A 25,933-nucleotide genomic window follows, 5' to 3' on the forward strand; every position below is an offset into this window, starting at 1 on the left:
GGCTGCGGTTCGGGCCCGCCGATGCACCCAGTGACGACAGGATCGCCGTCGACGAGGTCGCGCTCGGCGCGGCCCTACCCGAGATCGGCAAGGTCAGCCCCGTCGCCGGCGATGCCTCGGTGCGCTATATCACCCGCGCCGTCGATCTCGCCATGTCGGGGCAAGCGGATGTCATCGTCACCGCGCCGATCAACAAGGAGGCGATGAACCTCGCCGGCCATCACCATGACGGCCACACCGGGCTTCTCGCGCATCTCACCGGCTCGAAGAGCTCCTTCATGCTGCTTGCCTCCGAGCGGCTGAACACCATCCACGTCTCCACCCATATCTCGCTGAAGGGTGCGATCGAGCGCGCCAAGACCGAGCGGGTGCTCGCCACCATCGAAGCTGGCCACAAGCACTTCCTGCGGCTCGGTCGCAAGGCGCGCATCGCCGTCGCCGGCCTCAATCCGCATTGCGGCGAAAACGGCCTGTTCGGCACCGAGGACATGGAATTCCTGGCGCCCGCCGTTGAGCAGGCGCAGGCAAAAGGCGTCGACGTCGTCGGGCCGATCTCGGCCGATACGGTGTTCGCCCGCGCCTATAACGGCGCCTTCGATCTTGTCATCGCCCAGTATCACGACCAGGGCCATATCCCGATCAAGCTCGTCGCCTTCGACACCGCGGTCAACGTCTCGCTCGGCCTGCCGATCGACCGCGTCTCGGTCGACCACGGCACCGCCTTCGACATTGCCGGCACCGGCAAGGCCAACCACGTCAACATGCTCTCGGCCATCGCCTATGCCAGGCTGATGGCCCGCTCGCCGCGGCGGGAGGTGTGAACCACCAACCCCATCAAATGCCGAACAAGCGACGATCCCAGAAGACGGGTTGGTGGAGGCTCGCGGTGATCGAGGGGAATTCCGGGTGGGCCGGGTTGATCAATATGTTGCGGTCGACGCGGGCGACGACGCTTGGCACCAGCAGGATGACGCTGCGTTTTTCCTGGCACCAGCGTTCGCCAAAAGCCTTGCTGACGGCGGCCGGCATGCTGTCCCAGCCGGGCAGCGCGGGCTCGGAGAAGACCTCGTAGCTTAGCCCACGCGGCAGGGTGATTGTGACATAGTGCTGGTTGGGCGGCAGCCGCCCGCTGCCGTGAACGAGCTTTTCCAGCAGCGCTGTCGAATAGTGCTCGCTTGTGTAGATGATCGGGCTGCCCGAAGTGTTCCACCGCCCTGGCGCGATGGTCGAGCCGGTGGCGTCGAAGATCGGATAGGTTCCACTGGGATCTCCGATGCGGACGGATGTCAGCGTGCGGTCGAGATGCTGTGCGTTCACGCAGCACTGCCGTATTTCAGGCTTCCGAGGATATCGAGCACGAGTTCGCCGCCGATCTCGCTCTGGATGACCACGTCGATCGGCCGCCTGTCCTCCAGCATCGCATGCGGACGAAACAGGAAATCACGTGCCTCGGTCTCGGTCAGCCAGACATCGAGCGCCGATCCCCAGACGCGCGCCAGACGCGCGAGCTTTATGCCCTCGTCGGAAGAGAGCCGATGCTTGGATTTGCGCCGCTCATAGGTGGCCTTTGGAACGAGCCGGTATTTGAACTGGGTATCATCAGGCGCCAGGAGCAGCGCCATGCGATCAAGCGCCTTGACCGGCAAACCTTCCTCGATACTGGAGAGCAGGCCGAAGGCCGAACGCGACGCCGGCTCCCTGGCGGGCAATCCGAGAACATCGGCGATGACTGCAAATCCCATCATGGTCATGGTCCTTTTCACTTGATGTTATATTTAGTCTCAAGTGAGACAATGATCAATAGCGCCGATCCGGCTTATCTCCGATAGCAGCGGATTGCCCTGCGCGCCGGAGACCTCTATATTTTCCGAAGGCACGAACAACGAAGGAGGTTGCCTATGTCACCGCGGGACGCCTGATCCAGCAATATCAAGACTTCTGCCTTTCCAAGGGCATTGATTTCATACGCATCGAATCCGTACGGCCGCATGACGATACCACGCTCTTCTGCAGCGCTGGAATGCAGCAGTACAAGCCCCTCTTCTCCGATCCCTCCCATAGTGGAACCGTCGCAAACAGCCAGGCCTGCCTGCGCATGGGCGACCTCGACGAGATCGGCGACGGAACTCATCTTCTCCATTTCACCATGCTCGGCCTTTTCTCGTTCAGGGAAATGACCGTCGGCAGCGCCATCGATTTCTGGCTCGAGTTTCTGGGAACGCTCGGGCTCGTGCCGGATCATGTGACGATCCATCCGGATCGTCTGGTGGAATGGACGCCGCTCTATGGCGGGCGTGTGCCCATCGTGCCGGATCCGGAATGCATGTGGGGCGATGGCAGCATCAGCGGATACTGCACCGAGTTCTATAAGGACGGCGTCGAGATCGGAAACATCGTCAATCCGCTTGGAAGCTGCATCGACGTCGGCTTCGGCCTCGAGCGTCTCGACATGATCGTCAACGGCACGCCGCAAGACGATGCGCTCGGAGAGCTGTGCGAGACGGTCATGACAATCGTGGAAAGCGGCTACCGGCCGGGCAACAAGGAGCAGGGATACGTCTTGCGAAAACTGCTCCGTCGCATCCACAAGATGGGCGGCACGCTCGATCATCCCTTCTTCACAGAAGAGGTCGAGCGCCAGAAGCGGCTGCGCGCCAAATATCTGCGTCTGCGTGACCGGCATCCAGAGATGAGTCCCGACTGGTGGTTCGACACTCACGGCATCGATCTCTCCGACATCCGGGAGACCGCGGACGAGTAGCAAGGCGCAAGGCCTCCCGCAGAGAACAGCGGGAGGCCTTGCCATATCCTGGAAAGCGTCAGCGTTTCGGCCGCCTCCAGTTTGCCCAGGCGGCGTTCGTTCGCGCCGAGGTTTCAGCCTTGCCCCTGATGCAGCCGACGGAAAATCCGCTCGATCTGGGCAACAGCGGCATAAAAGACGATGCCGGAGAAAGAGGCGAGCACGACGGCGGCAAAAAGCCTTTCCGCCTGATAGTTGAATGTCGACTGGATGATGACGGCACCCAGCCCCTGGTTCGAACCGATCCACTCCCCGACAATCGCGCCGATCACACAGGTGGTCGCCGAAATGCGCAGCGACGCAAAGAGTAAGGGGGCAGACCGTGGGGCGCGCAAGCGCCAGAAGGTCTCCCACCCGTTCGCCGAAAGCACGTGCATCAGGTCAAGCTCGCTCGCAGTCGCCAGATTGAGGCCCCGGGCGGTATTCACCAGGGTTGGGAAGAAGCAGATGAGAGCGGCGATGATGACCTTTGGCAGCATGCCGAGGCCGAAGATCAGGATGATGATCGGTGCGAGCGCCAGCACCGGGATGGTGTTGAAGAGCAGGACAACGGGAAAATAGGCGGCCTGGAACCGCGGATTATAGACAAAGGCAACCGCCAGGATCACGGCGAGACTATTGCCCAGGAGGAAGCCGAGGCCCGCCTCGCCCCATGTCGGGATCGCATTCGACAAAAGGAAGCGCCATTCGATGCCAAGCGTGCGCAGGATCGCCAGCGGCGTTGGAACGATATAACCGGGAATACCGAGCGCCGGCACCAGCCATTGCCAGGCAAGGAGCAGCGAAAGGGCGCCGATAACAGGAAGGCCGATCGCCTCGGTGAGTGACAACGGACGGTGCCTCATGCAGCCGAACTCCCCTGCTGCAGCAATTGGCGCAGATGGGCCGCGGTCTCCTGGACGTCGAGGCTCTCGCGCCGACAGAGGCCGCGCTCGTCTTTCAGCGGCGTAAGATCGATCAGCGCCTGGACGCGGCCGGGATTGGCCGCCAGGACCAGCACGCGTCCGCCGAGATAGATCGCCTCGATGACGCTGTGGGTCACGAACAGGATGGTCGTGCCGGTCCGGCGCCAGACGTCCAGAAGCTCGTCGTTCAGTCGTTCGCGGGTGATCTCGTCGAGCGCACCGAAAGGCTCATCCATGAGCAGGATATCCGGCTCGCATTGAAGCGCGCGCGCTATGGCGACGCGCTGGCGCTGGCCCCCGGACAGTTGATGCGGATAGCGGTCGGCCAGATGCGACAGGCCGACCAGCTCGATCCAATGGTCGGGTCGCGGGTCGACCGATCGCGAGACGCTCTTCTTCCCCACCTGCAGCGGCAGCGCGACATTCTCCCTCACGGTCCGCCAGGGCAACAGCGTTGCATCCTGAAAGACGAAGGCGACCTCGCGTCGCCGGCGCGCCTCCGACGCTGTCCTGCCGAGCACCGACAGCCGCCCGTCAAGCGGCGGAAGAAGATCCGCCACCGCACGCAGCAAGGTCGACTTGCCGCAGCCGGAAGGACCGAGAATGGTCAGAAACTCACCCCTGCCGACGCTGAGGTCGACGCCGGACAGAATGCGGGTCGTCTCGACAGCGCCGGCATAACCGACAGCCAAATCCCTGGTTTCGATGGCCGCTGCTTCAGGCAAATCCGCTCTCACGCAATCTTCGGACGGTCGCCCGCCGTCATGTCGAGTATCGCAGTCGTATAGCAATCCTCCAGCTTCGGCGCGCCGCTCTTGAATTGGCCGATCTTGTCGTAGACGGAAATCTGCTCGGCAAGAGCGGCCGGATCGAAGCTGCCCCAGCCATCCTTGCCTGTTGTCGCATCGAAGCTCAGCGACAATATACGCGGCACCGTCTGCAGCTCCACGGCAAGATCGAGTTGCGGATAGGCCTCCACCGTCAATTTGACTGCCTCTTCAGGATGTTCATGCGTCCAGGCCCAGCCCTTGGCGACGGCACGCAGCACCTTTGCCAGTGTCTCGGCATGGCCGGTTACGGCATCGTCGGTGGCGAAATAGACGTTGGCGTAGGACGGCAGGCCCGTGTCCTTCATCATCAGATCGATGCGGTCGGGGCCGATGATGGAAAGGGCCTGCGTGTTGGTGATCCATCCGGTCACGGCATCGACCTGGCCGGTCATCAGCGGCGTCATGTCGAAGCCGATATTGGTGATGGTCAGGCTCGAGGGATCGATATCGTTCTTCAGCAGAATGGCATCAAGGACATAACGGGCCGTCGGCTGGATGCCGATGCGCTTGCCGACCATATCCTTGACGGTGCGGATCGGCGCCTTCGGCAGCGAATAGAAGGCGAAAGGCGCCATGCGGAAACCGCAGGCGAAGATCTTGATCGGCACGCCGGATGATCTGGCAAGAAGAAGCTGGGCCGAATCCGAGAATTGACCGAGCTGCGCATCACCCGTGATCACAGGCGGCACCGTTGCCGAATTGGGACCACCAGGGGAAAACTCGACGTCGAGACCCTCGGCCTCGAACAGCCCTTGCTTGACTGCGACGATATCGCCGATCTGCCCATTGCTCATCAGCCAGTCATATTTGATGACGACCTTGGATGCGGCGGCATTCGATTGACGCGGCACGAACACGCTAATCCCTGCCGTCGCTGCAGCAAGGGCATAGGCTCCGCCCTTCAGGACGGTACGCCTGCCGACCGCGATTTGTCTGTCATCCCCGTTCATTTTCCTTGCCTTCCCCTTGTTGGATTGTTGGACGACCGGCCGATTGCGCTTGCTATTGCGGGTCGATGTCACCGATCGGGCCGCCTGCGGACCACGCATAAATTTCCCAGAGATTGTCGTCAGGATCGGCGAAATAGACGCATCGCGCGTTCCAGACATAGTCCTGCGGCGGTGCGTGGAAGAGCACGCCCGCCGCTTTCAGCTCCGTATAGGCGGCATCGACCTGCTCTGGCGAGGCGAGCTCAATGGCCGCGCAGGCCTTGTGCGCACCTGGAGGGGCGCGGCGGCTTGAGACGCCGGTATTCTCGGCGATATGCTCGATCTCCCACAGCGCCAGCGTCACGCCCGCTCCTTTGAAATCGGCAAAGCCCGGAGCCCGGCGGCGCGGTTTGAAGCCAAGCCGCTCGACATAGAAGGCCGATGCTTTGTCGATATCCTCGACCAAAAAGCAGATGTCGGTAATCGGATTGGTTTGCGCAAAAGCGGTCATATGGGGCCTCCTGATCGGAAAAGCCTCGCAGACCGCAGCCTCAAGAGATTTCAAATTCGTGCGGTTATCTTTCGCAAAATTGCTGATTTGCCATCGGCGGGTGCTAGCTCAAAGACGGACCGAACGCTGGTATTCCTTCGGTGTCGCCCCCATCAGCCGGCGGAAAACGCTGGAGAAATGCGCCTGGCTGGAAAAGCCTGTGGCATAAGCGATGTTTGCAAGCGTCTCCTTGCCGTCGGCGAGGTAAAGTCGCGCCCGCTCGATCCTGCGTTCGAGAACGAAGCGATGCGGTGCCATCCCGGCCGCCCGTTTGAATTCCCTGCTGAAGTGAAAGGGGCTCATATGGGCCACCCCGGCCAGCTCCTCCACACTCAGATCGGATTTGCCCAGCAGGTTCTCGATGTAATCGATCACACGCCGGAGATTGTCCGATGTCAGCGGACGATCGCCGACTTCGGGTTTGGCGCCCAGCAGCTTTACAACGCAGCAGGCGAGCGCCATCCCCAGATGCTGCATCAAAAGCGGGTCGTCGCGCCCGGTCTTCTCGGCGGCAAACGCAAGGGAGAGCGCGACCTGCAGCGTTGTCGGATCAGTCGTCGCGCTCAGCGCATCACTATCCCAATGCTCGGGATCGAAGCGAGAGCCGCCGATGCTGCTGTAGAGCGCAGGTGACTGGAAGATCGAGATATAGTCCGCCGCATCGCCATCGACTTCAAGGACGGTGGCGGCCGGTTGAAATCCCAGGGTGAACGGCGGCCTCTCAACTTTGCGGAATGCCCCGCTTCCAAGCCGATAGGCATATTTGCCGTGCGCCGTGCGGTTGATCGAAATTCTATGAAGGGAGCCCCTCGAAATCATTTGCCCCGCGGCGCTGCGATAGGTCTCGACGATCATGTCGCGTTGAACGAAGGCCTTGTAGCCTCCGAGGGATGGCCGGCTTATTGAGAAAATCTGCGGGTCGATGTCGGGCATTGTTTCATTCTCCCTAGCAGGGGAGAGGCAAGTTGCGCGCCAAGTGGAGCCAAGCTTCGCGCTGGATATCAACGTCGCAGCATAAAACCCGACGGTGCCCGTTAAATCCTGATTTTCCGCCTGCTGTCGCGCCACACGGCACCACGGCCTGGCAGGAGTTCACCCTCGGCAAATTTGGTCGCATGCGCAAGAATTATGCAGTGCATGTTTCTTCTTGATCGGCCCGCTCGCGGGAAACCGCGGCCGGAAATGAGCGTTCGCTCCGTCCACTCTTTTCATCGGAGCGCGTCATTTTGGAAATTCCTTTCTCCCTATTCTCATTAGTCTACTTAATTTATAGACATAACTGAATTGGAGAGAATGGTAATGAGCATCGAAAAGTCCGGAAGCGGTCTCGGAAGACGAGATCTGTTGAAACTGTCTGCCGCGGCCGGGGTTGCCGTCGCCGGTGCTTCGCTGGTCGGGCGGAAGCCGGTTCTTGCAGCCGAAGAGCAGTCGCTGAAAGGCAAACGCATCGCCATCAGCGCGACCGGCACCGATCACTTCTTCGACCTGCAAGCCTATAATGCCCAGATCGAAGAGGTAAAGCGCCTCGGTGGCGAGCCGATCGCCGTCGATGCCGGACGCAATGACGGCAAGCTGGTCTCGCAGCTGCAGACGCTGATTGCCCAGAAGCCGGATGCGATCGTTCAAATCCTCGGCACGCTCAGCGTCATCGATCCCTGGCTGAAGAAGGCACGTGATGCCGGGATCCCGGTTCTGACCGTCGACGTCGGTTCGACCAATTCGATCAACAACACCACCTCCGACAACTGGGGCATCGGCAAGGACCTGGCGCTGCAGCTCGTCTCCGATATCGGCGGCGAAGGCAACATCGTCGTCTTCAACGGCTTCTACGGCGTAACCCCCTGCGCGATCCGCTACGACCAGTTGGTCAATGTCGTCAAATATTTCCCGAAGGTGAAAATCCTTCAGCCGGAATTGCGCGACGTCATCCCGAACACCGTGCAGGACGCCTTCACGCAGATCACGGCAATCCTCAACAAATATCCGGAAAAGGGCTCGATCAAGGCGATCTGGTCAGCCTGGGACATTCCGCAGCTTGGCGCGACCCAGGCTTTGGCGGCTGCCGGGCGCACCGAGATCCGCACCTACGGCGTTGACGGCAGCCCGGAAGTGCTGCAACTCATCGCCGATCCGAATTCCCCGGCCGGCGCCGATGTCGCCCAGCAGCCGGCAGAAATCGGCCGCACCGCCATCCGCAACGTCGCCAAGCTGCTCGCCGGCCAGACGCTGCCGCGCGAGACCTATGTTCCAGCACTGCTCGCCAACAAGACCAATGTCGGCGAAGTCACCAAGAAGCTCGGCATCGGCTGACATTGAACCCGAGCGATCCGGTCGTCGCCGGATCGCTCGGAATCTGCCCGCCGGGAGAGATCGACATGACGGCCATTTCCTTGAAGCAGCCGGTGACGGCACGCGACGACATCATCCGCTTTGAAGGCATCGTCAAGCATTTTGGCGGCGCGCAGGCGCTTGCCGGTGCGTCGCTGATCGTCAGGCGCGGCACCATCCACGGTCTCGTCGGTCAGAACGGCGCCGGCAAGTCGACGCTGATCAAGCTGCTGGCCGGTCTCCATCAGCCCGATGGCGGCCGGATCGAGATCGAAGGGCAAACATTCGACAGGCTGACACCACATCTTGCCGAAGAGCGTGGCATCCACTTCATTCACCAGGATCGACTGCTGGTGCCGACCTTCACCGTCGGCGAAGCCCTGTTCCTCGGCCGGGAGCCGCGGATATCAGGCACGCCGTTCCTCGACCGCCGACTGATGCAGCGCCGCGCGTCTGATATTCTCAACGACTATTTCGGTATCCGCTTGCCGAACGCCGCCTTGATCAGCGAATTGTCGACTGCCGAAAAACAGATCGTGCAAATCACCCGCGCCCTCCTCAATCAGCCGAAAGTGCTCGTCTTCGATGAGCCGACGGCCGCCTTGGTGCGCCGCGAGGCCGATATCCTCTTCCGGTTGATCCGCCGTCTGCGCGACGAAGGCGTCACCATCATCTATATCTCGCATTACCTGAACGAAATCGAAGAGCTCTGCGACCACGTCACCGTGCTGCGCAATGGCCTCGACGTCGCCTCCCTGCCGATCGGCGACACTTCGGCCGGTGCAATTGCCCGGCTGATGGTCGAGCGCGACATCAAGGAGATGTTCCCGAAGCCGCAGGTGACGCCGGGCGAGGAAATCCTCAAGCTCGAGCAGCTGTCGGCGCCAGGGAAATATAGCGACGTGAGTTTCACGCTTCGCCGCGGCGAGGTGCTCGGCCTCACCGGCCTGCTCGGCTCCGGCGCAAAGGAATTGGTCCGCACTCTCTTCGGTCTGGAGACCCCGGCTTCCGGCCATATCGAGATCAGCGGCAAGACCACCCGTTTCACCAATCCCACCCAGGCAGCCGGTCGCGAGATCGCCCTGGTGCCGGAAGACCGGCGTCGCCACGGCGTCGCGCTCGACCTCAGCGTCGCGGAAAATATCAGCCTTTCGAGCCTTGGCCGCTTTACGCGTTTCGGCTTTCTCGATCGCAGACGCGAACAGAGAGAAGTGGACGCTCTGATTACGCGGCTGCAGGTGAAGACCAACGGGCGTGATGCCCTGCTGCGCACGCTTTCGGGCGGCAACCAGCAGAAGATCGCCATCGCCAAGTGGCTGAGCCGCCGTTCCGAGGTCTATCTCCTCGATGAGCCGACAGTTGGCGTCGATATCGGCTCCAAGGTCGAGATCTATACGCTGATCGGCGAACTCGCGTCGCGCGGCGCCGGCGTCATCGTGCTGTCTTCGGATCTGCCCGAACTCATCGGCATCACCGATCGCATCCTGGTGCTCTTCCGCGGCCGCGTGGTGCGGGAATTCATATCGTCGGAGACCACGGCGGATGCGGTGCTGGCTCAATCGACCGGATCATCTGAGGGACATCGCCATGTCGGCTGAAGTGGAATTCGCGCCTTCCGGTTTTTCCGCTGCTGAACCGCCTCCCCGCCCGGCCGGCAATATTGCGGCTGCGGCATTGCGCTTCGGATCGCTGATCGCTTTCGCCGCCATCCTGATCATCTTCTCGCTGACTGCACCCTATTTCCTCGGCATCGGCAATATCGGCAATGTGCTTGGTCAATCGGCCATCTCTGGTGTGCTTGCCATTGGATTGACGATCGTGCTGATCGCCGGCGGCTCCAATGTCGTCACCGGTGGCATCGACCTGTCGCTCGCTGCCAATATGGGTCTCAGCGCCGCCGTCTATGCGAGCCTGACGCAACTCGGCTACGGCGATGCGACGGCGATTGCCGCGACAATCTTGACCGGCGCCCTGATCGGCACGGTCAATGCCATTGCCGTCGTCTATGCCGGCATCGTGCCGCTGCTGGCCACGCTTGCCGTCATGAACGTCGTCGCCGGTCTGGAGTTGGTACTGACCGGCAATACCGTCCTGCCGGCCTCGACACCTTTCCTATCGGCGCTTTCCGCCTCGGATCCTTTCGGCATCCCGGTTCTTGCCTATGTGCTTCTCGGCTTCACGGCCGTCACCACGGCGATCGTGCAATATACCCCGCTCGGCCTGCGTCTCTACGCCGTCGGTGAGTTCCCGGATGCGGCGCGTGCCGCCGGTCTGCCGCTTCGCCGGCTGCTGGCTGGCGCCTTCGTCGCCAGCGGCGTCTCCGGCGGCATCGCTGGTATCCTGTCGGTTTCCTATCTGAGCGGCAGCACGACCGGTGCCGGTGAGATGCTGTTGCCCGTCGTCGTGACAGCCCTGCTCGGCTCGGTCTTTTCGCGCCGGCTGGTTCCAACGGTCACCGGAACGCTGCTTTCGGCCCTTTTGGTCGGCTTCCTGGTCAATGGTTTCCAGCTGCTGAACATTTCGAGCACGCTGGTCAGCGGCGTCCAGGGCGTCCTCATTCTCATCGTCGTTTCCGCGACCACGCTGCTGCGCCGACAGGAGGCTTGACCATGTCGCTCCAGACCCCTCCCCTCGCCGCCATCGGCTTGCCGCGTCTTATCGTCGGCGGCTTGGTGCGCTATGGCTTGATCCTCGCCCTGGTTGCGGTGTTTGCCGCCTTTTCCGTGGCAACGCCGACATTCCTGACGCCTGCGAACCTGCAGAGCATCCTCGTCAACAATTTCACGCTGCTTGCCATCGTCTCCATCGCCATGACCTTCGCCGTCGCGTCGGGCGGCATCGATCTTTCGGTGGGAACGGCGATGGATTTCGCCAGTTTCGCCTTCGTTTCGCTCGTTCTCGCCGGACAGCCGGTGGCAGTCGCCGCACTCGCGGGACTGGCCGCCGGCGCGTTCGTCGGTGCGTTCAACGCGCTGCTGATTTCCGGGATCGGCGTGTCGCCGTTCCTCGCCACGCTCGGCACGCTGTTCATCGGCCGCAGCGTTCAGCAGCTGCTGACCAATGGCGGCAATCCGGTCTATCTGCCGCCGAACGGCGTGCCGGAAGCCTTCCGTTTCCTCGGCCACGGCACGGTCGCCGGCTTCCCGCTGCCGCTTGCGGTTGCCATTGCCGTGATCGCGGCCGCTGCGGTCGTTTTTGCCCGCACGCGGTTCGGCCGCGTCATCCTGTCGATCGGCATCCAGCCGGGCGTCGTGCGCTATTCCGGCATCGCCGCGCCGGCCCATGTCGCGGTCACGTTCATCCTGGTCGGGTTGATCGCGGCAATCGCCGGCCTGATCCTGACCGCAACCGTCACCACCTACATCCCCTCCTCGGGCAATGCCTTCTTGCTGAATGCCATCGGCGCGACCTTCATCGGCACGACGCTCAGCCCACTCGGACGGCCGAATGTCGGCGGGACCGTACTCGGCGCCCTGCTGCTCAGCATCGTCGCCAATGGCCTGCTGCTGACCGATCTGAACTTCTATTGGCAGCAGGTTGGTACGGGCACGCTGATCTTCGCCGTGCTCGCCCTGAGCTTTATCAACAGAAAGGCTGCCGGCGCCGTGTGAACGTAACCGCCATTGCGGTCATATTCGGGGAACTGTTCTACCCCGCTGAAGCGTCGGAAATCATCCTGGATACGGCAGTCTTCCAGCCGATGATCTTGGTCTGCCGCTCGGTCTCATCCATCGAAGGGCTGAAGCGGCGGTCGCAGGCCCAGGCCTGCGCAAAATCCCGCATGCCTGGCCAGATGCCGGCTTTCGAGCCGGCAAGCCAGGCTGCGCCCAGCGCCGTCGTCTCGCGGATCGCCGAGCGGTCGACGGGGTTTCCGGTCATGTCGGCCAGGCACTGCATCGTCCAATCCGAAGCCGCCATGCCGCCATCGACGCGCAGCACCGTTTCCAGCTGGTTGACGCCCCAGTCCTTCTTCATCGCCACCAGCAGGTCGAGCGTCTGGTAGGCGACGGATTCAAGCACGGCGCGGGCGAATTCTGCCGGCCCACTGTTTCGCGTCAGACCGAAGATGGCGCCGCGCGCAGCCGGATCCCAATAGGGCGCGCCGAGGCCGGTGAAGGCTGGGACGATATAGACCTGCTGTCCGGGATCGGCCTTGGCCGCAAGCACCCCTGCCTCGGATGCCTGACCGATGACGCCGAGGCCGTCGCGCAGCCATTGCACGGCGGCACCGGCGATGAAAATCGAGCCTTCGAGCGCATAGGTCGTTTCGCCGTCAAGCCGATAGGCGATCGTCGTCAGCATCCGGTTGGAGGAGGAAACACGATCCCTGCCGGTGTTCAACAGGGCAAAGCAGCCGGTGCCATAGGTGGATTTCATCATGCCTGGCTCGAAGCAGGCATTGCCCATCGCCGCCGCCTGCTGGTCGCCGGCGACCCCGAGAATGGGAAGCTCCACACCGAACAGCGTCTTGTCGACGCGGCCGAAATCATCGGCACATTCCCTGACTTCAGGAAGCATGGCGGCCGGAATGCGGAGAATGCCGAGAAGCTCCTCGTCCCAGGCACCGTCGTCGATATTATAGAGCAGCGTCCTCGATGCATTTGTCGCCTCGGTGGCATGCACGCGGCCACCCGTCAGATTGTAGATTAGCCAGCTGTCGATCGTGCCGAAGCAGACGTCGCCCGCCTCCGCCTTCTCACGCAGGCCGTCGACATTGTCGAGCAGCCAGCGCAGCTTCGTTCCGGAGAAATAGGGGTCGAGCAGCAGGCCGGTCTTGGCGCTGAACAGCTTCTCATATCCATCGGCCTTCAGGCTCTCGCACATTTCGGCCGTGCGCCTGTCCTGCCAGACGATCGCCCGGTGAAGCGGTGTCCCGGACCTGCGATCCCAGACGACCGCGGTCTCTCGCTGATTAGTAATGCCGATCGCGGCAATGTCGGCGGCATCAATACCGGCATCGACGATCGCCTTGCGCACAGTATCGACGACCGATCGCCAGATTTCGGCGGCGTCGTGCTCCACCCATCCAGGCTGCGGATAATATTGGGTGATCTCCGCCTGCGCCGAGCCGGCCATTTTCATGTCGCCATCGAAGATGATCGCGCGCGACGACGTCGTGCCCTGGTCGATTGAAAGAATATAGCCGCTCATATCCGTCTCCGGCTCGCACGAAACCGCTCCTGCCGAGGACAGCAGGACGCGGAGGTTTCATGAGAGAAAGATTGTGGGTGCCACCGGCTTGTTGCCGGTGGCGGGAAGTGATGGCCGGAAGCCCCGTCGCTTCCGGCCGGGTCCGCCTTACTTCGACTGCCAGCTCTTGACGAGTTCGTCGTAGTTGACCGTGACCGGCTTTTCCTTCTCGTTCTCGATCTTCAGCTGCGGTGCAAGGTTGCCCTTCTTCACCGCATCCGCGTTCCAGTAAGCGAGATCATGCTCTTCGGCCAGTTTCGGGCCGATATCGCCCTGGACGCCCGATTTCTCGATACGGCCCATGACCTTCTCCTGCTCGCCGCAAAGAGAATCCATGGCTTCCTGCGGTGTCTTGGCGCCGGCAGCGGCGTCACCGATAGCCTGCCACCAAAGCTGAGCCAGCTTCGGATAGTCGGGAACGTTGGTGCCGGTTGGCGACCACTGAACGCGGGCCGGCGAACGATAGAACTCGATCAGACCGCCGAGCTTCGGAGCACGCTCCGTAAAGCTCTTGTCGCGAATGGTGGATTCGCGGATGAAGGTGAGACCGAGCTGGCTCTTCTTCACGTCGATCGTCTTGGAGGTCACGAACTGTGCATAGAGCCAGGCAGCTTTCGCGCGGTCCGTCGGGGTCGATTTCATCAGCGTCCACGAGCCGACGTCCTGATAACCAAGCTTCATGCCGTCTTTCCAGTAAACGCCATGTGGGCTCGGTGCCATGCGCCATCTCGGCGTGCCGTCCTCATTCATAACAGGCAGGCCAGGCTTGACCATGTCTGCGGTAAACGCCGTGTACCAGAAGATCTGCTGCGCGACGTTACCCTGTGCCGGCACCGGACCGGATTCCGAGAAGGTCATGCCCTGAGCTTCCGGCGGTGCGTACGCCTTCAACCAATCGAGATACTTCTGGATCGAATAGACCGATGCCGGGCCGTTGGTATCGCCGCCACGCGCGACGCACGAACCGACCGGACGCGAGTTCTCGTCGACCTTGATACCCCATTCGTCGACCGGAAGACCGTTCGGCAGGCCCTTGTCGCCGTTGCCAGCCATCGACAGCCAGGCATCGGTGAAGCGCCAACCGAGCGACGGGTCCTTCTTGCCGTAATCCATATGGCCGAAGACCTTCTTGCCGTTGACGTCACGGCCGGTAAAGAATTCGGCAATGTCCTCATAGGCCGACCAGTTGACCGGAACGCCCAGATCGTAGCCGTATTTCGCCTTGAAATCGGCCTTGTTCTTCTCGTCGTTGAACCAGTCGTAACGGAACCAGTAGAGGTTGGCGAACTGCTGGTCGGGAAGCTGGTAGAGCTTCTTGTCAGGCGCGGTCGTGAACTTGGTGCCGATGAAGTCGTCGATATCGAGGCCGGGGTTGGTAACGTCCTTGCCTTCGCCGGCCATCCAGTCGGTCAGGTTGCGCACCTGCTGATAACGCCAGTGGGTACCGATCAAGTCGGAGTCGTTGACCCAGCCGTCATACAGGTTCTGCCCGGTCTGCATCTGTGTCTGGATCTTCTCGACGACGTCACCCTCTTGAATGACGTCGTGCGTGACCTTTATCCCGGTAATCGCAGTAAAGGCCGGAGCCAGAACCTCGGACTCATACTTGTGGGTGGTCAAGGTTTCCGAAACAACCTTGATGTCCATCCCCTGGAAAGGCTTCGCAGCATCGATGAACCATTGCATTTCCTTTTCCTGGTCGGCGCGAGAGAGCGTCGACACGTCGCCGATCTCTTTGTCCAGAAAAGTCTTTGCCTCGTCCATGCCGGCATAGGCCGACCCGGTCATGGCCAGCAGCACGGCTGCTGTCGTCGTCAATAAATGCCTTCGCATGATATCCTCCCAGGGTTTTGCGATTGCAGTCTTCACGTCTCAGGCGGCCAGAAAAACCCCGGCCATCTGCATCAGTTTGCCTCACACGTAACGGAATACGCCGACGGCGTAGACAACGGAGAGAGCGAGAGCCCACCAGAGGCTTGATCCCGCGAGACCAAGCCAGGCAAGATGGATAAAGGCGCTGCCGAGCAGCGAAAGGAAAAGCCGATCACCGCGCGTCGTCTCGAAGCGCAGGATTCCGATCCGCGGGTTGCCGCCCGGCACGGCATACTCCCAGACCCCCATGCCGATCAGCAGCAATGCGATAACGATGAAGAACGCGGCCGTCGGCCAGGTCCATGCCATCCATGAAAAATCGGGAAGCGAAAAGCCCATCAAACCCTCCCCAGGGCAAAGCCCTTGGCGATGTAATTGCGCACAAACCAAATCACCAGCGCCCCTGGGATCAAGGTCAGAACACCCGCGGCGGCGAGCAAGCCCCAATCCATGCCGGATGCGGAGACGGTACGGGTCATGGTGGCAGCGATCGGCTTCGCGTCGGTCGTCGTCAGCGTTCGTGCGATCAGCAACTCGACCCAAGAGAACATGAAGCAGAAAAAGCAGGCGACACCTATGCCGCTCGCAATCAGCGGCGTGAAGATCTTCAGGAAAAACCGCGGGAACGAATAGCCATCGATATAGGCCGTTTCGTCGATTTCCTTCGGTACGCCGGACATGAAGCCTTCGAGGATCCAGACCGCAAGCGGCACGTTGAAGAGGCAATGCGCCAATGCCACGGCGATGTGCGTATCGATCAGTCCAAAGGCTGAGTAGAGCTGAAAGAACGGCAGGGCAAAGACCGCCGGCGGCGCCATCCGGTTCGTCAGCAACCAGAAGAAAAGATGCTTGTCACCAAGGAACCGATAACGGGAGAAGGCATAGGCCGCCGGCAGCGCGGCTGCCACCGAGATCACCATGTTGATCACGACATAGGTGATTGAATTGATGTAGCCGGAATACCACGCCTTCTCCGTGAAGATCGTCACGTAATTGGCGATCGTCGGGTTATGAGGATAAAGCGTCAGAGAATTCACGATTTCCGCGTTGGTCTTGAAGCTCATGTTGACGAGCCAATAGATCGGCAGCAGGAGCACGATGATATAGATCGTCGGAACCAGCCACCACCAGCGCGATTCCTCGCCGCGCCGGCGCATCAGATGGCTGACTTCATCGGAGGAGAGACCGCTTGCGACACTAGTAACGCCTGAGATTTTTCGGCTCGCTGTCGTTTCGTTGGAGGCGCTCATTTCAATTCTCCGCGTCGTGGCTTGTCATGACGGTGTAGAACACCCACGAAAGCAGCAGGATGATCAGGAAATAGATCAGCGACATGGCAGCGGCCGGACCGAGGTCAAACTGTCCGAGGGCGGTCTTGACCAGATCGATCGACAGGAAAGTGGTCGCGTTGCCGGGACCGCCGCCCGTGACGACAAAAGGCTCGGTGTAGATCATGAAACTATCCATGAAACGCAGCAGCACGGCGATCAGAAGAACGCGTTTCATCTTTGGCAGCTGGATATAGCGGAATACGGCCCAACGAGACGCACCGTCGATCTTGGCTGCCTGATAGAAAGCATCCGGAATGGAAACGAGGCCTGCATAGCAGAGCAAGACGACCAGGCTCGTCCAGTGCCAGACGTCCATGATGATGATCGTCACCCAGGCGTCGAGCGGATCCTGCACATAGTTGTAATCGATGCCGATGGCATTGAGGGAATAGCCGAACAAACCAATGTCGTTGCGGCCGAACACCTGCCAGATCGTGCCGACAACGTTCCACGGGATCAGCAGTGGTAGCGCCATCAGAACCAGGCACACCGGCACGCCGATGCCCGATTTCGGCATGTTGAGCGCAATGAAGATACCGAGCGGGATCTCAAGAGCGAGAATGATCAACGAGAAAATGAGATTTCGCTGCAGGGCGGCCCAGAAACGGTCGGAATGCAGGATTTCGGTAAACCAGTCCGTTCCGTTCCAGAAGAACTGGTTGTTTCCGAAAGTGTCCTGAACGGAATAGTTCACAACCGTCATCAAGGGAATGACGGCCGAGAATGCCACCAGCACGAGGACCGGCAGGACCAGAAACCACGCTTTGTTGTTCCAGGTTTTTTCCATGATCAAGCCTCCGGTCCAGCGCGCCAAGAGTCGGCATAGATACTGATACCCGACGGCTCGAAGGTTACCCGGGGATCAGCCGGAATGTCCCCGTCTTCAGGGACGACGATCGCGATCGGCTGGCCGGCAAACTGCGCGCGGACGATCTTCTGCCGGCCGATATCTTCCACCTTGCTCACGGTCACAGGCATGCCCTCGCGGCCGACCCGGATAAACTCGGGCCGGATTCCAAGCTCTACCTTGGCCGCTGCCGAAGTCTTTGGCGCATAGTCGAGCGTCAGAGCGTGCTCGCCGACCCGAACCGTGCGGCCTTCCACCTTAGCTGGCATGAAGTTCATGCCTGGAGAACCGATGAAGTAGCCGACGAAGGTATGGCTCGGACGCTCGAAGAGCTCGGCCGGCGTGCCGATCTGCACGATCTCGCCATCGTACATCACCACGACTTTGTCGGCGAAGGTCAGCGCCTCCGTCTGGTCATGCGTGACATAGACCATCGTAAAACCGAACTGCTTATGCAGCCGCTTCAGCTGCGACCGCAGCACCCATTTCATATGTGGATCGATAACAGTGAGCGGCTCGTCGAAGAGAATCGCGTTCACATCCGAGCGCACGAGGCCGCGGCCGAGCGAAATCTTCTGCTTTTGGTCCGCCGTCAAACCGCGCGCGCGACGCTTGGCCCAGTCTGCAAGATCAATCATCTCCAATATTTCGCGGACACGACGATCAACATCAGGCTCCGCGACTCCGCGGTTGCGCAAGGGGAAAGCCAGATTGTCATAGACGGTCATCGTGTCGTAGATCACCGGAAACTGGAATACCTGCGCAATATTTCGCTGCTGCGTCGGCAGGTTCGTAACATCCTGTCCGTCGAAGAGAATTCGCCCTTCAGACGGCTGAATAAGGCCGGAAATGATATTGAGCAGTGAGGTCTTTCCGCAGCCTGAAGGTCCGAGCAGCGCATAGGCGCCGCCATCGTTCCACTCGTGGTGCACTTCCTTGAGAGCGTAGTCCTTCTCGCTCTTCGGGTTCGGCCCATAGGCATGTCGAATATGATCGAGGGTGATACGTGCCATGATTTTCTCCTAGCCCCTCTGCCTGGCAGTGGTGATCGCCCGGCCGTCCGCGCCGAACGCCATCAGGTGGCGCGTATCGATGAATACGGAGAGATCCGTGTCCGGGTCGACATTGTGGATGCCGTGCGCAAGCATCACCCAGCGGGTGTCGGCAAATTGCAGATGCACGAAACTTTCCGACCCGGTGATCTCCGAAATCTGTGTCCGTGCTGTCAGCCGCGCCGAATCAGCCGTCTGGGCGGTTGGTGCAAGATGATGGGGGTGAAACGCTATGGTTGCCGGCCCGTTCGGCACATTCTGAAGATGCGGCGGCACAGCAAAAATCAGAATGCCATCGCGCAGGAAGTTGCCTTCCGATTTGACCAGATCGATAAAATTCAGCGGCGGATCGGCAAAGGTTTTCGCCGTCGTTAGATCGACCGGATGGCGATAGACCTCGACCGTCGGGCCGAACTGCGTGATCCGGCCCTCGCTGAGCGCTGCCGTATTGCCGCCCAGCAACAAGGCTTCGGAAGGTTCCGTCGTGGCATAGACGAAGATTGCGCCGGACTGCGCGAAGATCCGCGGCAATTCCTGCCGCAGTTCCTCACGCAGCTTGTAGTCGAGGTTGGCAAGCGGCTCGTCCATCAAAACTAGGCTCGCATTCTTCACGAGCGCACGGGCAAGCGCCGTGCGCTGCTGCTGGCCGCCCGAGAGGTTGAGCGGCGTGCGATCGAGATAAGGACCGAGTTTCAAAAGTTCGGCAGCCTTGCGCACCTCCAGATCGATGGTCTTGGCATCCTTGCCGGCAATCCGCAGCGGCGAGGCAATATTCTCGTAGACCGTCAATGCCGGATAATTGATGAATTGCTGGTAGACCATAGCGATGTTGCGCTTCTGGACAGGCATACCTGTCACGTCAGCGCCATCAAAATGGATCGTACCGGTTGTCGGCCGATCAAGGCCGGCCATCAGACGCATCAACGAGGTCTTGCCCGACAAGGTCGGCCCAAGCAGAACGTTCAGCGTTCCTCTTTCAAAAGCAAGATTGGTCGGGTGGATATGATAGTCTCCTCCCACCATCTTTGCGGCCTTCCGCAGTTCCAGCATTCCTGTTCCCGTGCCTCCACGCAGCGGGGACCACACGCCGCCTATCCGACCATCGCCGGTATGGCAGCCATGTACTCCTCCAGTGACTGGGCCTGCTCCTTCGAAAGGCGCAGACCATCCTTTGTTCTCCTCCACAGCACGTCTTCGGCGTGCCGGGCCCATTCATGTTCAACGAGATAGGTAACCTCGACCTCGTAGAGATCGCCGCCGAACAGCCGTCCGAGATCGTCGATGCCGCGGGCATCGCCGAGCAGCGCCTCGGCCCTGGTGCCATAGCGGCGCACCAGGCGGCGGGCATGCTGATCGGCGAGGAACTGATAACGCCGCTTCAGCTTGTCAACTTGTGCCTCATAGCCCCGAACCGGGAAGTCGCCGCCCGGCAGATGGCTTTTGCCCGTCCATGGGGCACCCTTGACGCCGATCGCAGCGCCGATCTTCTCCAGCGCGTGTTCGGAAAGCCGGCGATAAGTGGTGAGTTTACCGCCGAAGACGTTGAGTAGCGGCGCGGCGGCACCTTCGCCTTCCAGCTTCAGTACATAGTCGCGCGTCGCCTCCTGTGCCTTCGAGGCGCCGTCGTCATAAAGCGGCCTGACCGCTGAATAGGTCCAGACGATATCCTCCGGCCTGACGGGCTCCTTGAAATATTCCGACGCCGCATTGCAGAGGTAGACGGTCTCCTCCTCGGAGATCCGGACATCCCGCGGATCGGCGGTATAATCGCGATCCGTGGTGCCGATCAGCGTGAAGTCGCCCTCGTAGGGGATGGCGAAGATGATGCGGTTATCGGGGTTCTGGAAGAAATAGGCTCTCACATCGTCGAATTTCTTCTTCACGACGATATGGCTGCCCTGGACGAGGCGGACATGATGGGCTTCGTTCTGGCCGAAAGCGGAGCGAATGACATGGTCGACCCAGGGACCGGCGGCATTGACCAGCATGCGGGCCTGATGGCTGTCATTGCGGCCGCTCACCGTATCGGTGGTCTCGATCAACCACAGGCCATTCTCGCGCCTCGCCGACACCACTTTGGTGCGCGGCATGATGGTTGCCCCTTTGTCAGCGGCGTCGCGGGCGTTCAGTACCACCATGCGGGCATCGTCGACCCAGCCGTCGGAATATTCGAAGGCCTTGGCAAAAAGCGCTTTCAGCGGTTTGCCGGCCGGATCGCTGCGCATGTCGAGAACGGATGTCGGCGGTAGCAGCTTGCGGCCGCCGAGATGGTCGTAGAGGAAGAGGCCGAGCCGGATCAGCCAGGCCGGCCGGATCCCGCCCTTGTGGTAGGGCAACACGAAACGCAGCGGCCAGATGATGTGCGGCGCCATCGCCCAGAGGATCTCGCGCTCCATCAGCGATTCACGCACCAGACGAAACTCGTAATGCTCAAGGTAACGCAGGCCGCCATGGATCAGCTTGGTGGCGCCCGACGAGGTACCCGAGGCGAAATCGTTCATCTCCGCCAGCGCCACCGAATAGCCACGCCCAACAGCGTCGCGCGCGATGCCGCAGCCGTTGATGCCGCCCCCGATGACGAATATGTCGTGAATATTTCGGCCCAATTCCCCCTCCGAGCCCGCTGTCGATTTCGCATCGCACAAAATTTGCGCAATTGCGAAAGTAACACCAGTTAAAACGAAAGAGATCCGAATGTCAAACGAATGTTTCCGCAGATCTCCGTCTAACGGGATCGGCCATTCGTTTCGATCAGTTTCACATTGTTTTCCAGGCAGAGATTGCGGATCGACGGCACCGGACAGTGATCGGTGATGAAGGTATGAACCTGGGACAGCTGGCCGATCCTGACCGGGGCGGTACGTTCGAACTTCGTCGAATCGGCTACGAGAATGACATGTCGGGCATTGGCGATGATTGCTTGAGCGACCTTCACTTCGCGAAAATCATAATCGAGAAGCGCGCCGTCTATGTCGATTGCCGAAGCGCCGATCACAGCGTAATCGACCTTGAACTGGCGGATGAAATCGACGGCCGCCTCGCCGACGATCCCGCCGTCCGAACCGCGTACGACCCCGCCGGCAATGACGACCTCGATTGCGGGAAAAAGACGTAACCTATTGGCAACATTGATATTATTGGTGATAACCATCAGCTCGTGATGGTTGGCGAGCGCCTCGCCCACCGCCTCGGTCGTCGTTCCGATATTGATGAACAGCGAGGCACCGCTCGGGATGAGCTCGACCGCCGCAATGCCGATTGCCTGTTTCTCGGACGCGGCGATCTGCCGGCGCGCCTCGTATTTGACGTTCTCCGTCCCGCTCGGAAATGTTGCGCCGCCATGGATGCGTGTCAGTACCTGCGCATCACAGAGATCGTTCAGGTCCTTGCGGATTGTCTGCGGCGTCACCGAAAAGCGGGAGGCGAGCTCCTCGACCAGAACCCTGCCGCTCGATTTTGCAATCGCGACGATTTCAGTTTGTCGGTCGGTCAAGAACATGGGACGCCTTTCGATCTGCTTTCGTTTTAAAGAAAGCGAATGGCGGCGCAATGCCTAACTGTTGCCAGGCCGCCTTCGCGGCCCGAATTTGACGCTACCGCTTCCGCATCACGTTGACGACCAGCACGCCGAGAATTGCCATGATGCCACCGATTGCGCCGAGCGCGGTCGGAATTTCGCCCAGCCAGACAAAACCGATCAGCGTGGCGACCGGCGGAACGCCGTAAAGAAAATTCGAGGCGCGGGCGGCCGTCAGCCGCTTCAGCGCGATCGCCCAGGTGAGGTAGCCGATCGCTGTGGGGAAGATGACGAGATAGGCAACGCCCCAGTTCACCTCCGCCGGTGCGGCGGCAAGCGCCTGGATCGTCGCCGGAACGGCCGGAACCAGCGGCACGGAACCGATGAGCAGGATCCAGGCGGTGACGGCAAGCGCCGGCAGCCGTCCGAGCAGCGGCTTCTGCAGCACGCTGGCGATCGCCGAGCAAAGCGCTGCGCCCAGGATGAGGATGGCATTCGGATCGAGCTTGAAACCGTCATTGGAGGCGACCGCAATCAGCGCCACGCCCCCGAAGGAAACCGCGGTCCCCGCCCAGCCCCAGCGGCCGAAACGCTCGCCAAGCGCAAATGTGGCGATCAGGGCGGTGAAGACGGGCATGGTGTTGATGATGAAACTCGCCGGTCCTGCCGTAACGGTCTGCTCGCCAGTGTTCAGCAGCACCGCATAGGCGGCGATAAAAAGCACGGCGGCAACGGAGAGGCGGACGAAATCGCGTTTTTCCGGCATCGGCCGGTAGATGACGAGATAGACGAGAGCAATGACGCCGGCTGCCACATAACGCGCCGTCGCCAGTTCGATCGGCGTCAGCGGTCCGAGGCAGATGCGGATCACCACGAAAGAGGAAGCCCAGAAGAGGATGGTGACGAGGATCGCCGCAAAGGCCACCAGATCGAACCCGCCTTGCTGTTTCGTCGACATCGATGCGCTTGCCGCCATGCTCATTTTCGCCTCCATATGTTCCTGCGGACAATGGATTAGGCCTTCGATGCGTGCTTGAAAAGCATCGCAATCGATGATCAAATGTGCGTATGGTTCACAGCTCACCAGTGCTTCCGCCACTCGATACGCTCGAGACCTTTGCCCGTGCAGCCCGGCTCGGATCGTTTTCGGCCGCAGCCGAGGAAAGCGGCATCACCCATGGCGCGGTGTCGCGGCAGGTCTCGCGCCTGGAGCGCTGGATGGGCGTGCGCCTGTTTGCGCGCGAAGCCCGCGGCGTGCGCCTGACGCCGGAAGGTATGCGGTTTTTCGCGCGGGCGGAGGAAGCACTTGCGCTGCTCGGCAATAGCGGCGAACGCTGGCTGCCTCGCCGTAACAAGGCGGTAGTGCGCCTTTCGGTGACGCCCTCTGTCGCCTCCCTATGGCTGTTTCAACGCCTGCCGAAGCTCGAAGGAAACGAGCTGCATGTCGAGCTCACGCTCGAACACCGGCTGGCGGATTTCGGCGAAGGCACCGATCTGGCCATTCGCTGCGGCAAGGGGCCGTGGGCCGGCGTACGCGCCCTGCCGCTCTGGCAGGAGAAATCGTTCCCGATCGCCGCCCCGGCGCTGGCGGACCGGCTCGGGCAGCATTCCGATGCCCTTTCGCTGCTCGATCTGCCGATTCTGCATGATTCGAACATCGAAGGCTGGCGCCGCTGGCTCTCCCGCGAGGGTGTCGACTATATACCGCGCGGCCACGACCGGCGCTTCGAGGACTACAATCTGGTGATCGATGCCTGTGCGCAGGGGCTCGGGATCGCACTCGCGCGGCCGCCGCTATCGGATGCCGCGCTGGCGGCCGGACGCGTCGTCGCCTTGTCGGAGCGGACGCTCGATTATCATGTGGCCTTTCACCTGATCCGGCCGGACGATGCGCTTAGAAGCCCTGCCATCGAATTCGCCAGCCGCTTCCTGCGCGAGGCCGGCCACGACGAGGCGACGATTGCCACTTTTATCGCGCCCGGCCGAGCGAAAACGTAAGTGGAAGAAGCGACACCGGCGGCCTTCAAGCGGCCGGGCATGAGGTCTTTACCCTCGGTTTCGATGCGGGAGAGGTCGCGCGCTTCGATGAAGGCTTCGCCCGGGCCGTTACTCTGCCAGAAGCTTCAGGCGCATTTCCTTCGCCAGCTCGAAACCAGCGGCTCGATAGACGGGCTCGCCGGCATCTGAAGCATGGATGACGGCCGTCGTGCAGCCGATCGATTTCAGATAGTCGACAGCCTTGTCGGTCAGCGCCGATGCGATGCCGCGCCGGCGGAAGGCGTCGGCGACATAGACGGACCAGATGTAACCGTGCAGCCGCTGTTCCGGCCGGATGACCTCCGGAAACGGCGATTGGTGCAGCTGGCAGGATGCAGAACCGGCGATGTCACCGTCGACGACCGCAAGGAACGAGGTCAGGCGGCGCTCTTCGCGACCGCTTCTGATAAAGGACAAAATCCGCGCCGCCGCATCAGACCTGTAGTGTTCCGGTGGTGTGCCGTAGCTGTCCCAGATCTTCAGATAGTGCCCAACCAGGATCTCGTCCTCGCTGGGCTTTGCCATTCGAATATCCATCGTGTCGTGATCCGGCTTGGGCATATGAGGGCGCGAAATCGCTCCTCAGACGAGGTGGCGTCCCCTGCCGCGATGCGGCAGGGGACGCCAAAAGGCTACATCAATTCGCTGCCGTGAGCGTCATCGAGGCGCTGCCGGCCGCAACGTTGAGGCCGAGCTGACCGGTCAGGCTGACCGTCTGCAGATGGATCGAGCCGGACGTGCCGCCAACCAGGAGATTGGCGCCGACACCGGCACCGAGCGTCGCTTCAGCGCTAGCGCCGACATAGAGGCCGGCGAGCGAACCGCGGTGATAGCCGGCCGTCGGCGCGAACACGGCCCAGATCAGGCGGCTGCGCGTGGTGAAGCCAAGGTCGATGCCGAGCTTTCTCACTTCGCCCGTATAACGATCCGAAAGTTCGTTGCCGACGGTCGACTGGAAGATGCAGTCGGCCTCTTTGGAGGAGCCGAGCACGTAACCCGTGCCGCCGCCGATATCGCAGGTGAGGTAGCCGATCTTCACGCCATTGCGCAGGTCCGGCTCTTCATACGTCCTGGTGACGAGGTCGGCGGCATTAACCGCCCCAGCGCCGACCAGCGTCAACGATACCGCGGCAAACGCCGTCGCAAAAGTTTTATTCATAAGTCTCTCCTTCTCAAATCGTGACGGGAGCATACCCGGCTACTCGCCACCAGATTCGGCAACAGATAACGGACGGAACCGCAAAACGATCCCGACCCGGCATCATTTACGCATCGCATGTCAAAGCGCATGGGAGGGCGCAACCGACAAACACGGCTACGGTTCAGCCCCCATTGGGACATTTCGAAGGCATCATTTCGCGTCATCCGGTTATTTTACGATGTTGTCAGCGATGGTTGCCGGAAAGGCACGATCCTGATCGCCGTCAACTCTTAACGAGCGGTATCATGCAAATTGCAGGCGCCCCATTTGGATAGGCGATCGATGATCGCGCAGGTTGCCATGCCGTATAGATAGCTGTACTATTTGAAAATACTCTCCATGCAGCGCTGTAACTGGAGAGGAATCGGCATGATTGCTTGGCATTGCCGCAGAATTTCCGCTTGTTTTCCGGAATTATGCTTCCGTTCGAACGGAAACTAAGTCTGAATTTGAGAGATATAATCAGGCGATATTTTCGCGGGGGCCGGACAATCGTACGCCCGCTCATCTCTATTGGAGATAGCGGGTAATTTATCGGGAGGGA

General features: G+C 60.9%; 26 protein-coding genes. 7 read left to right on the top strand and 19 right to left on the bottom strand.

The features are described from left to right. On the top strand, positions 1–821 hold an 821-nt coding region (gene pdxA / locus MOV76_RS15925; protein WP_247264860.1), incomplete at its 5' end, for a 4-hydroxythreonine-4-phosphate dehydrogenase PdxA. Between the two features lie 13 nt (positions 822–834). Here pdxA and MOV76_RS15930 read toward each other — a convergent pair. After that, complete coding sequence (locus tag MOV76_RS15930; protein WP_247264861.1) at positions 835–1,317, bottom strand: RES family NAD+ phosphorylase; 483 nt, start codon at positions 1,315–1,317, stop codon at positions 835–837. Next, positions 1,314–1,745 carry an antitoxin Xre-like helix-turn-helix domain-containing protein gene (locus MOV76_RS15935; protein ID WP_247264862.1) on the bottom strand — a complete coding sequence of 144 codons (432 nt, stop codon included), beginning with the start codon at positions 1,743–1,745 and terminating at the stop codon, positions 1,314–1,316. Before MOV76_RS15935 ends, MOV76_RS15930 begins: the two co-directional genes overlap by 4 nt. Before the next feature lie 170 nt (positions 1,746–1,915). On the opposite strand from MOV76_RS15935, the gene MOV76_RS15940 reads away from it, so the two are divergent. Next, a complete protein-coding gene (locus tag MOV76_RS15940; RefSeq protein WP_247264884.1) occupies positions 1,916–2,761 on the top strand; it encodes an alanine--tRNA ligase-related protein in 846 nt (281 codons plus the stop codon). 113 nt (positions 2,762–2,874) lie between these two features. Here the strand turns inward: MOV76_RS15940 and MOV76_RS15945 are convergent, their stop codons facing one another. From MOV76_RS15945 to MOV76_RS15965, 5 genes are all read right to left on the bottom strand, one after another. Next, complete coding sequence (locus MOV76_RS15945; protein WP_247264863.1) at positions 2,875–3,645, bottom strand: ABC transporter permease; 771 nt, start codon at positions 3,643–3,645, stop codon at positions 2,875–2,877. After that, positions 3,642–4,430 (bottom strand): ABC transporter ATP-binding protein, encoded by a 789-nt coding sequence (locus MOV76_RS15950; RefSeq protein WP_047620406.1) that lies wholly within the window; start codon positions 4,428–4,430, stop codon positions 3,642–3,644. Before MOV76_RS15950 ends, MOV76_RS15945 begins: the two co-directional genes overlap by 4 nt. An 8-nt stretch (positions 4,431–4,438) precedes the next feature. Beyond that, positions 4,439–5,485: an ABC transporter substrate-binding protein gene (locus tag MOV76_RS15955; RefSeq protein ID WP_247264864.1), complete on the bottom strand. Its 1,047-nt coding sequence runs from the start codon at positions 5,483–5,485 to the stop codon at positions 4,439–4,441. Between the two features lie 52 nt (positions 5,486–5,537). After that, positions 5,538–5,975 (bottom strand): VOC family protein, encoded by a 438-nt coding sequence (locus MOV76_RS15960; protein WP_181292273.1) that lies wholly within the window; start codon positions 5,973–5,975, stop codon positions 5,538–5,540. 108 nt (positions 5,976–6,083) lie between these two features. Then, positions 6,084–6,947 carry an AraC family transcriptional regulator gene (locus MOV76_RS15965; RefSeq protein ID WP_018446150.1) on the bottom strand — a complete coding sequence of 288 codons (864 nt, stop codon included), beginning with the start codon at positions 6,945–6,947 and terminating at the stop codon, positions 6,084–6,086. A 366-nt stretch (positions 6,948–7,313) separates the two neighbouring features. Here MOV76_RS15965 and MOV76_RS15970 point away from each other — a divergent pair, with 366 nt between their 5' ends. The 4 genes from MOV76_RS15970 to MOV76_RS15985 all read left to right on the top strand — a co-directional run bounded on the left by MOV76_RS15970 (position 7,314) and on the right by MOV76_RS15985 (position 11,953). Further along, positions 7,314–8,324 (top strand): sugar ABC transporter substrate-binding protein, encoded by a 1,011-nt coding sequence (locus MOV76_RS15970; protein WP_018246659.1) that lies wholly within the window; start codon positions 7,314–7,316, stop codon positions 8,322–8,324. A 65-nt stretch (positions 8,325–8,389) separates the two neighbouring features. Then, positions 8,390–9,940, top strand: a complete 1,551-nt coding sequence (locus MOV76_RS15975; protein ID WP_247264865.1) for a sugar ABC transporter ATP-binding protein — start codon at positions 8,390–8,392, stop codon at positions 9,938–9,940. Further along, positions 9,930–10,949 carry an ABC transporter permease gene (locus tag MOV76_RS15980; RefSeq protein ID WP_247264866.1) on the top strand — a complete coding sequence of 340 codons (1,020 nt, stop codon included), beginning with the start codon at positions 9,930–9,932 and terminating at the stop codon, positions 10,947–10,949. The genes MOV76_RS15975 and MOV76_RS15980 overlap by 11 nt, the downstream gene beginning before the upstream one ends. 2 nt (positions 10,950–10,951) lie before the next feature. After that, positions 10,952–11,953 (top strand): ABC transporter permease, encoded by a 1,002-nt coding sequence (locus MOV76_RS15985; protein WP_247264867.1) that lies wholly within the window; start codon positions 10,952–10,954, stop codon positions 11,951–11,953. A gap of 37 nt (positions 11,954–11,990) precedes the next feature. Here MOV76_RS15985 and glpK read toward each other — a convergent pair whose 3' ends face one another. The 10 genes from glpK to MOV76_RS16035 all read right to left on the bottom strand — a co-directional run bounded on the left by glpK (position 11,991) and on the right by MOV76_RS16035 (position 23,145). Next, complete coding sequence (glpK, locus tag MOV76_RS15990) at positions 11,991–13,493, bottom strand: glycerol kinase GlpK (protein WP_018446154.1); 1,503 nt, start codon at positions 13,491–13,493, stop codon at positions 11,991–11,993. Positions 13,494–13,640: 147 nt separating this feature from the next. Next, positions 13,641–15,365 (bottom strand): ABC transporter substrate-binding protein, encoded by a 1,725-nt coding sequence (locus MOV76_RS15995; protein ID WP_247264868.1) that lies wholly within the window; start codon positions 15,363–15,365, stop codon positions 13,641–13,643. An 81-nt stretch (positions 15,366–15,446) separates the two neighbouring features. Continuing rightward, on the bottom strand, positions 15,447–15,743 hold the full coding sequence (locus MOV76_RS16000) for a DUF2160 domain-containing protein (RefSeq protein WP_018246653.1): 297 nt from the start codon (positions 15,741–15,743) through the stop codon (positions 15,447–15,449). Next, a complete protein-coding gene (locus MOV76_RS16005; protein WP_018246652.1) occupies positions 15,743–16,654 on the bottom strand; it encodes a carbohydrate ABC transporter permease in 912 nt (303 codons plus the stop codon). Before MOV76_RS16005 ends, MOV76_RS16000 begins: the two co-directional genes overlap by 1 nt. Position 16,655: 1 nt before the next feature. Beyond that, positions 16,656–17,522: a carbohydrate ABC transporter permease gene (locus tag MOV76_RS16010; protein WP_003552206.1), complete on the bottom strand. Its 867-nt coding sequence runs from the start codon at positions 17,520–17,522 to the stop codon at positions 16,656–16,658. Between the two features lie 2 nt (positions 17,523–17,524). Further along, on the bottom strand, positions 17,525–18,595 hold the full coding sequence (locus MOV76_RS16015) for an ABC transporter ATP-binding protein (protein ID WP_018246651.1): 1,071 nt from the start codon (positions 18,593–18,595) through the stop codon (positions 17,525–17,527). A gap of 9 nt (positions 18,596–18,604) precedes the next feature. Next, complete coding sequence (locus MOV76_RS16020; RefSeq protein WP_168319803.1) at positions 18,605–19,684, bottom strand: ABC transporter ATP-binding protein; 1,080 nt, start codon at positions 19,682–19,684, stop codon at positions 18,605–18,607. Positions 19,685–19,725: 41 nt separating this feature from the next. Beyond that, complete coding sequence (glpD, locus tag MOV76_RS16025) at positions 19,726–21,240, bottom strand: glycerol-3-phosphate dehydrogenase (protein WP_115157788.1); 1,515 nt, start codon at positions 21,238–21,240, stop codon at positions 19,726–19,728. A 119-nt stretch (positions 21,241–21,359) separates the two neighbouring features. Then, positions 21,360–22,133: a DeoR/GlpR family DNA-binding transcription regulator gene (locus MOV76_RS16030; protein WP_018246648.1), complete on the bottom strand. Its 774-nt coding sequence runs from the start codon at positions 22,131–22,133 to the stop codon at positions 21,360–21,362. 94 nt (positions 22,134–22,227) lie between these two features. Further along, the gene (locus MOV76_RS16035) at positions 22,228–23,145 is read right to left on the bottom strand and encodes a DMT family transporter (RefSeq protein ID WP_247264869.1); all 918 of its coding nucleotides are present in this window, start codon (positions 23,143–23,145) and stop codon (positions 22,228–22,230) included. Positions 23,146–23,219: 74 nt separating this feature from the next. Between MOV76_RS16035 and MOV76_RS16040 the strand changes: the two genes are divergently transcribed. Next, positions 23,220–24,149, top strand: a complete 930-nt coding sequence (locus tag MOV76_RS16040; RefSeq protein WP_247264870.1) for a LysR family transcriptional regulator — start codon at positions 23,220–23,222, stop codon at positions 24,147–24,149. 108 nt (positions 24,150–24,257) lie between these two features. On the opposite strand, the gene MOV76_RS16045 is transcribed toward MOV76_RS16040, so the two are convergent. After that, complete coding sequence (locus MOV76_RS16045; protein WP_032994396.1) at positions 24,258–24,749, bottom strand: GNAT family N-acetyltransferase; 492 nt, start codon at positions 24,747–24,749, stop codon at positions 24,258–24,260. Between the two features lie 76 nt (positions 24,750–24,825). Next, a complete protein-coding gene (locus tag MOV76_RS16050) occupies positions 24,826–25,347 on the bottom strand; it encodes a DUF992 domain-containing protein (RefSeq protein ID WP_018246644.1) in 522 nt (173 codons plus the stop codon). Positions 25,348–25,933 lie beyond the last annotated feature (586 nt).

Origin of the sequence: Rhizobium sp. PRIMUS64 (assembly GCF_023006465.1) — a bacterium.
GTDB lineage: Bacteria > Pseudomonadota > Alphaproteobacteria > Rhizobiales > Rhizobiaceae > Rhizobium > Rhizobium leguminosarum.

Excerpts from the sequence above, each read along its gene's own strand:
- MOV76_RS15935 (WP_247264862.1), bottom strand. The coding sequence starts at position 1,745 with ATGATGGGATTTGCAGTCATCGCCGATGTTCTCGGATTGCCCGCCAGG.
- MOV76_RS15945 (WP_247264863.1), bottom strand. The coding sequence starts at position 3,645 with ATGAGGCACCGTCCGTTGTCACTCACCGAGGCGATCGGCCTTCCTGTT.
- MOV76_RS15955 (WP_247264864.1), bottom strand. The coding sequence starts at position 5,485 with ATGAACGGGGATGACAGACAAATCGCGGTCGGCAGGCGTACCGTCCTG.
- MOV76_RS15960 (WP_181292273.1), bottom strand. The coding sequence starts at position 5,975 with ATGACCGCTTTTGCGCAAACCAATCCGATTACCGACATCTGCTTTTTG.
- MOV76_RS15965 (WP_018446150.1), bottom strand. The coding sequence starts at position 6,947 with ATGCCCGACATCGACCCGCAGATTTTCTCAATAAGCCGGCCATCCCTC.
- MOV76_RS15970 (WP_018246659.1), top strand. The coding sequence starts at position 7,314 with ATGAGCATCGAAAAGTCCGGAAGCGGTCTCGGAAGACGAGATCTGTTG.
- MOV76_RS15975 (WP_247264865.1), top strand. The coding sequence starts at position 8,390 with ATGACGGCCATTTCCTTGAAGCAGCCGGTGACGGCACGCGACGACATC.
- MOV76_RS15980 (WP_247264866.1), top strand. The coding sequence starts at position 9,930 with ATGTCGGCTGAAGTGGAATTCGCGCCTTCCGGTTTTTCCGCTGCTGAA.
- MOV76_RS15985 (WP_247264867.1), top strand. The coding sequence starts at position 10,952 with ATGTCGCTCCAGACCCCTCCCCTCGCCGCCATCGGCTTGCCGCGTCTT.
- glpK (WP_018446154.1), bottom strand. The coding sequence starts at position 13,493 with ATGAGCGGCTATATTCTTTCAATCGACCAGGGCACGACGTCGTCGCGC.
- MOV76_RS15995 (WP_247264868.1), bottom strand. The coding sequence starts at position 15,365 with ATGCGAAGGCATTTATTGACGACGACAGCAGCCGTGCTGCTGGCCATG.
- MOV76_RS16000 (WP_018246653.1), bottom strand. The coding sequence starts at position 15,743 with ATGGGCTTTTCGCTTCCCGATTTTTCATGGATGGCATGGACCTGGCCG.
- MOV76_RS16005 (WP_018246652.1), bottom strand. The coding sequence starts at position 16,654 with ATGAGCGCCTCCAACGAAACGACAGCGAGCCGAAAAATCTCAGGCGTT.
- MOV76_RS16010 (WP_003552206.1), bottom strand. The coding sequence starts at position 17,522 with ATGGAAAAAACCTGGAACAACAAAGCGTGGTTTCTGGTCCTGCCGGTC.
- MOV76_RS16015 (WP_018246651.1), bottom strand. The coding sequence starts at position 18,595 with ATGGCACGTATCACCCTCGATCATATTCGACATGCCTATGGGCCGAAC.
- MOV76_RS16020 (WP_168319803.1), bottom strand. The coding sequence starts at position 19,684 with ATGCTGGAACTGCGGAAGGCCGCAAAGATGGTGGGAGGAGACTATCAT.
- MOV76_RS16030 (WP_018246648.1), bottom strand. The coding sequence starts at position 22,133 with ATGTTCTTGACCGACCGACAAACTGAAATCGTCGCGATTGCAAAATCG.
- MOV76_RS16035 (WP_247264869.1), bottom strand. The coding sequence starts at position 23,145 with ATGGAGGCGAAAATGAGCATGGCGGCAAGCGCATCGATGTCGACGAAA.
- MOV76_RS16040 (WP_247264870.1), top strand. The coding sequence starts at position 23,220 with ATGGTTCACAGCTCACCAGTGCTTCCGCCACTCGATACGCTCGAGACC.
- MOV76_RS16045 (WP_032994396.1), bottom strand. The coding sequence starts at position 24,749 with ATGCCCAAGCCGGATCACGACACGATGGATATTCGAATGGCAAAGCCC.
- MOV76_RS16050 (WP_018246644.1), bottom strand. The coding sequence starts at position 25,347 with ATGAATAAAACTTTTGCGACGGCGTTTGCCGCGGTATCGTTGACGCTG.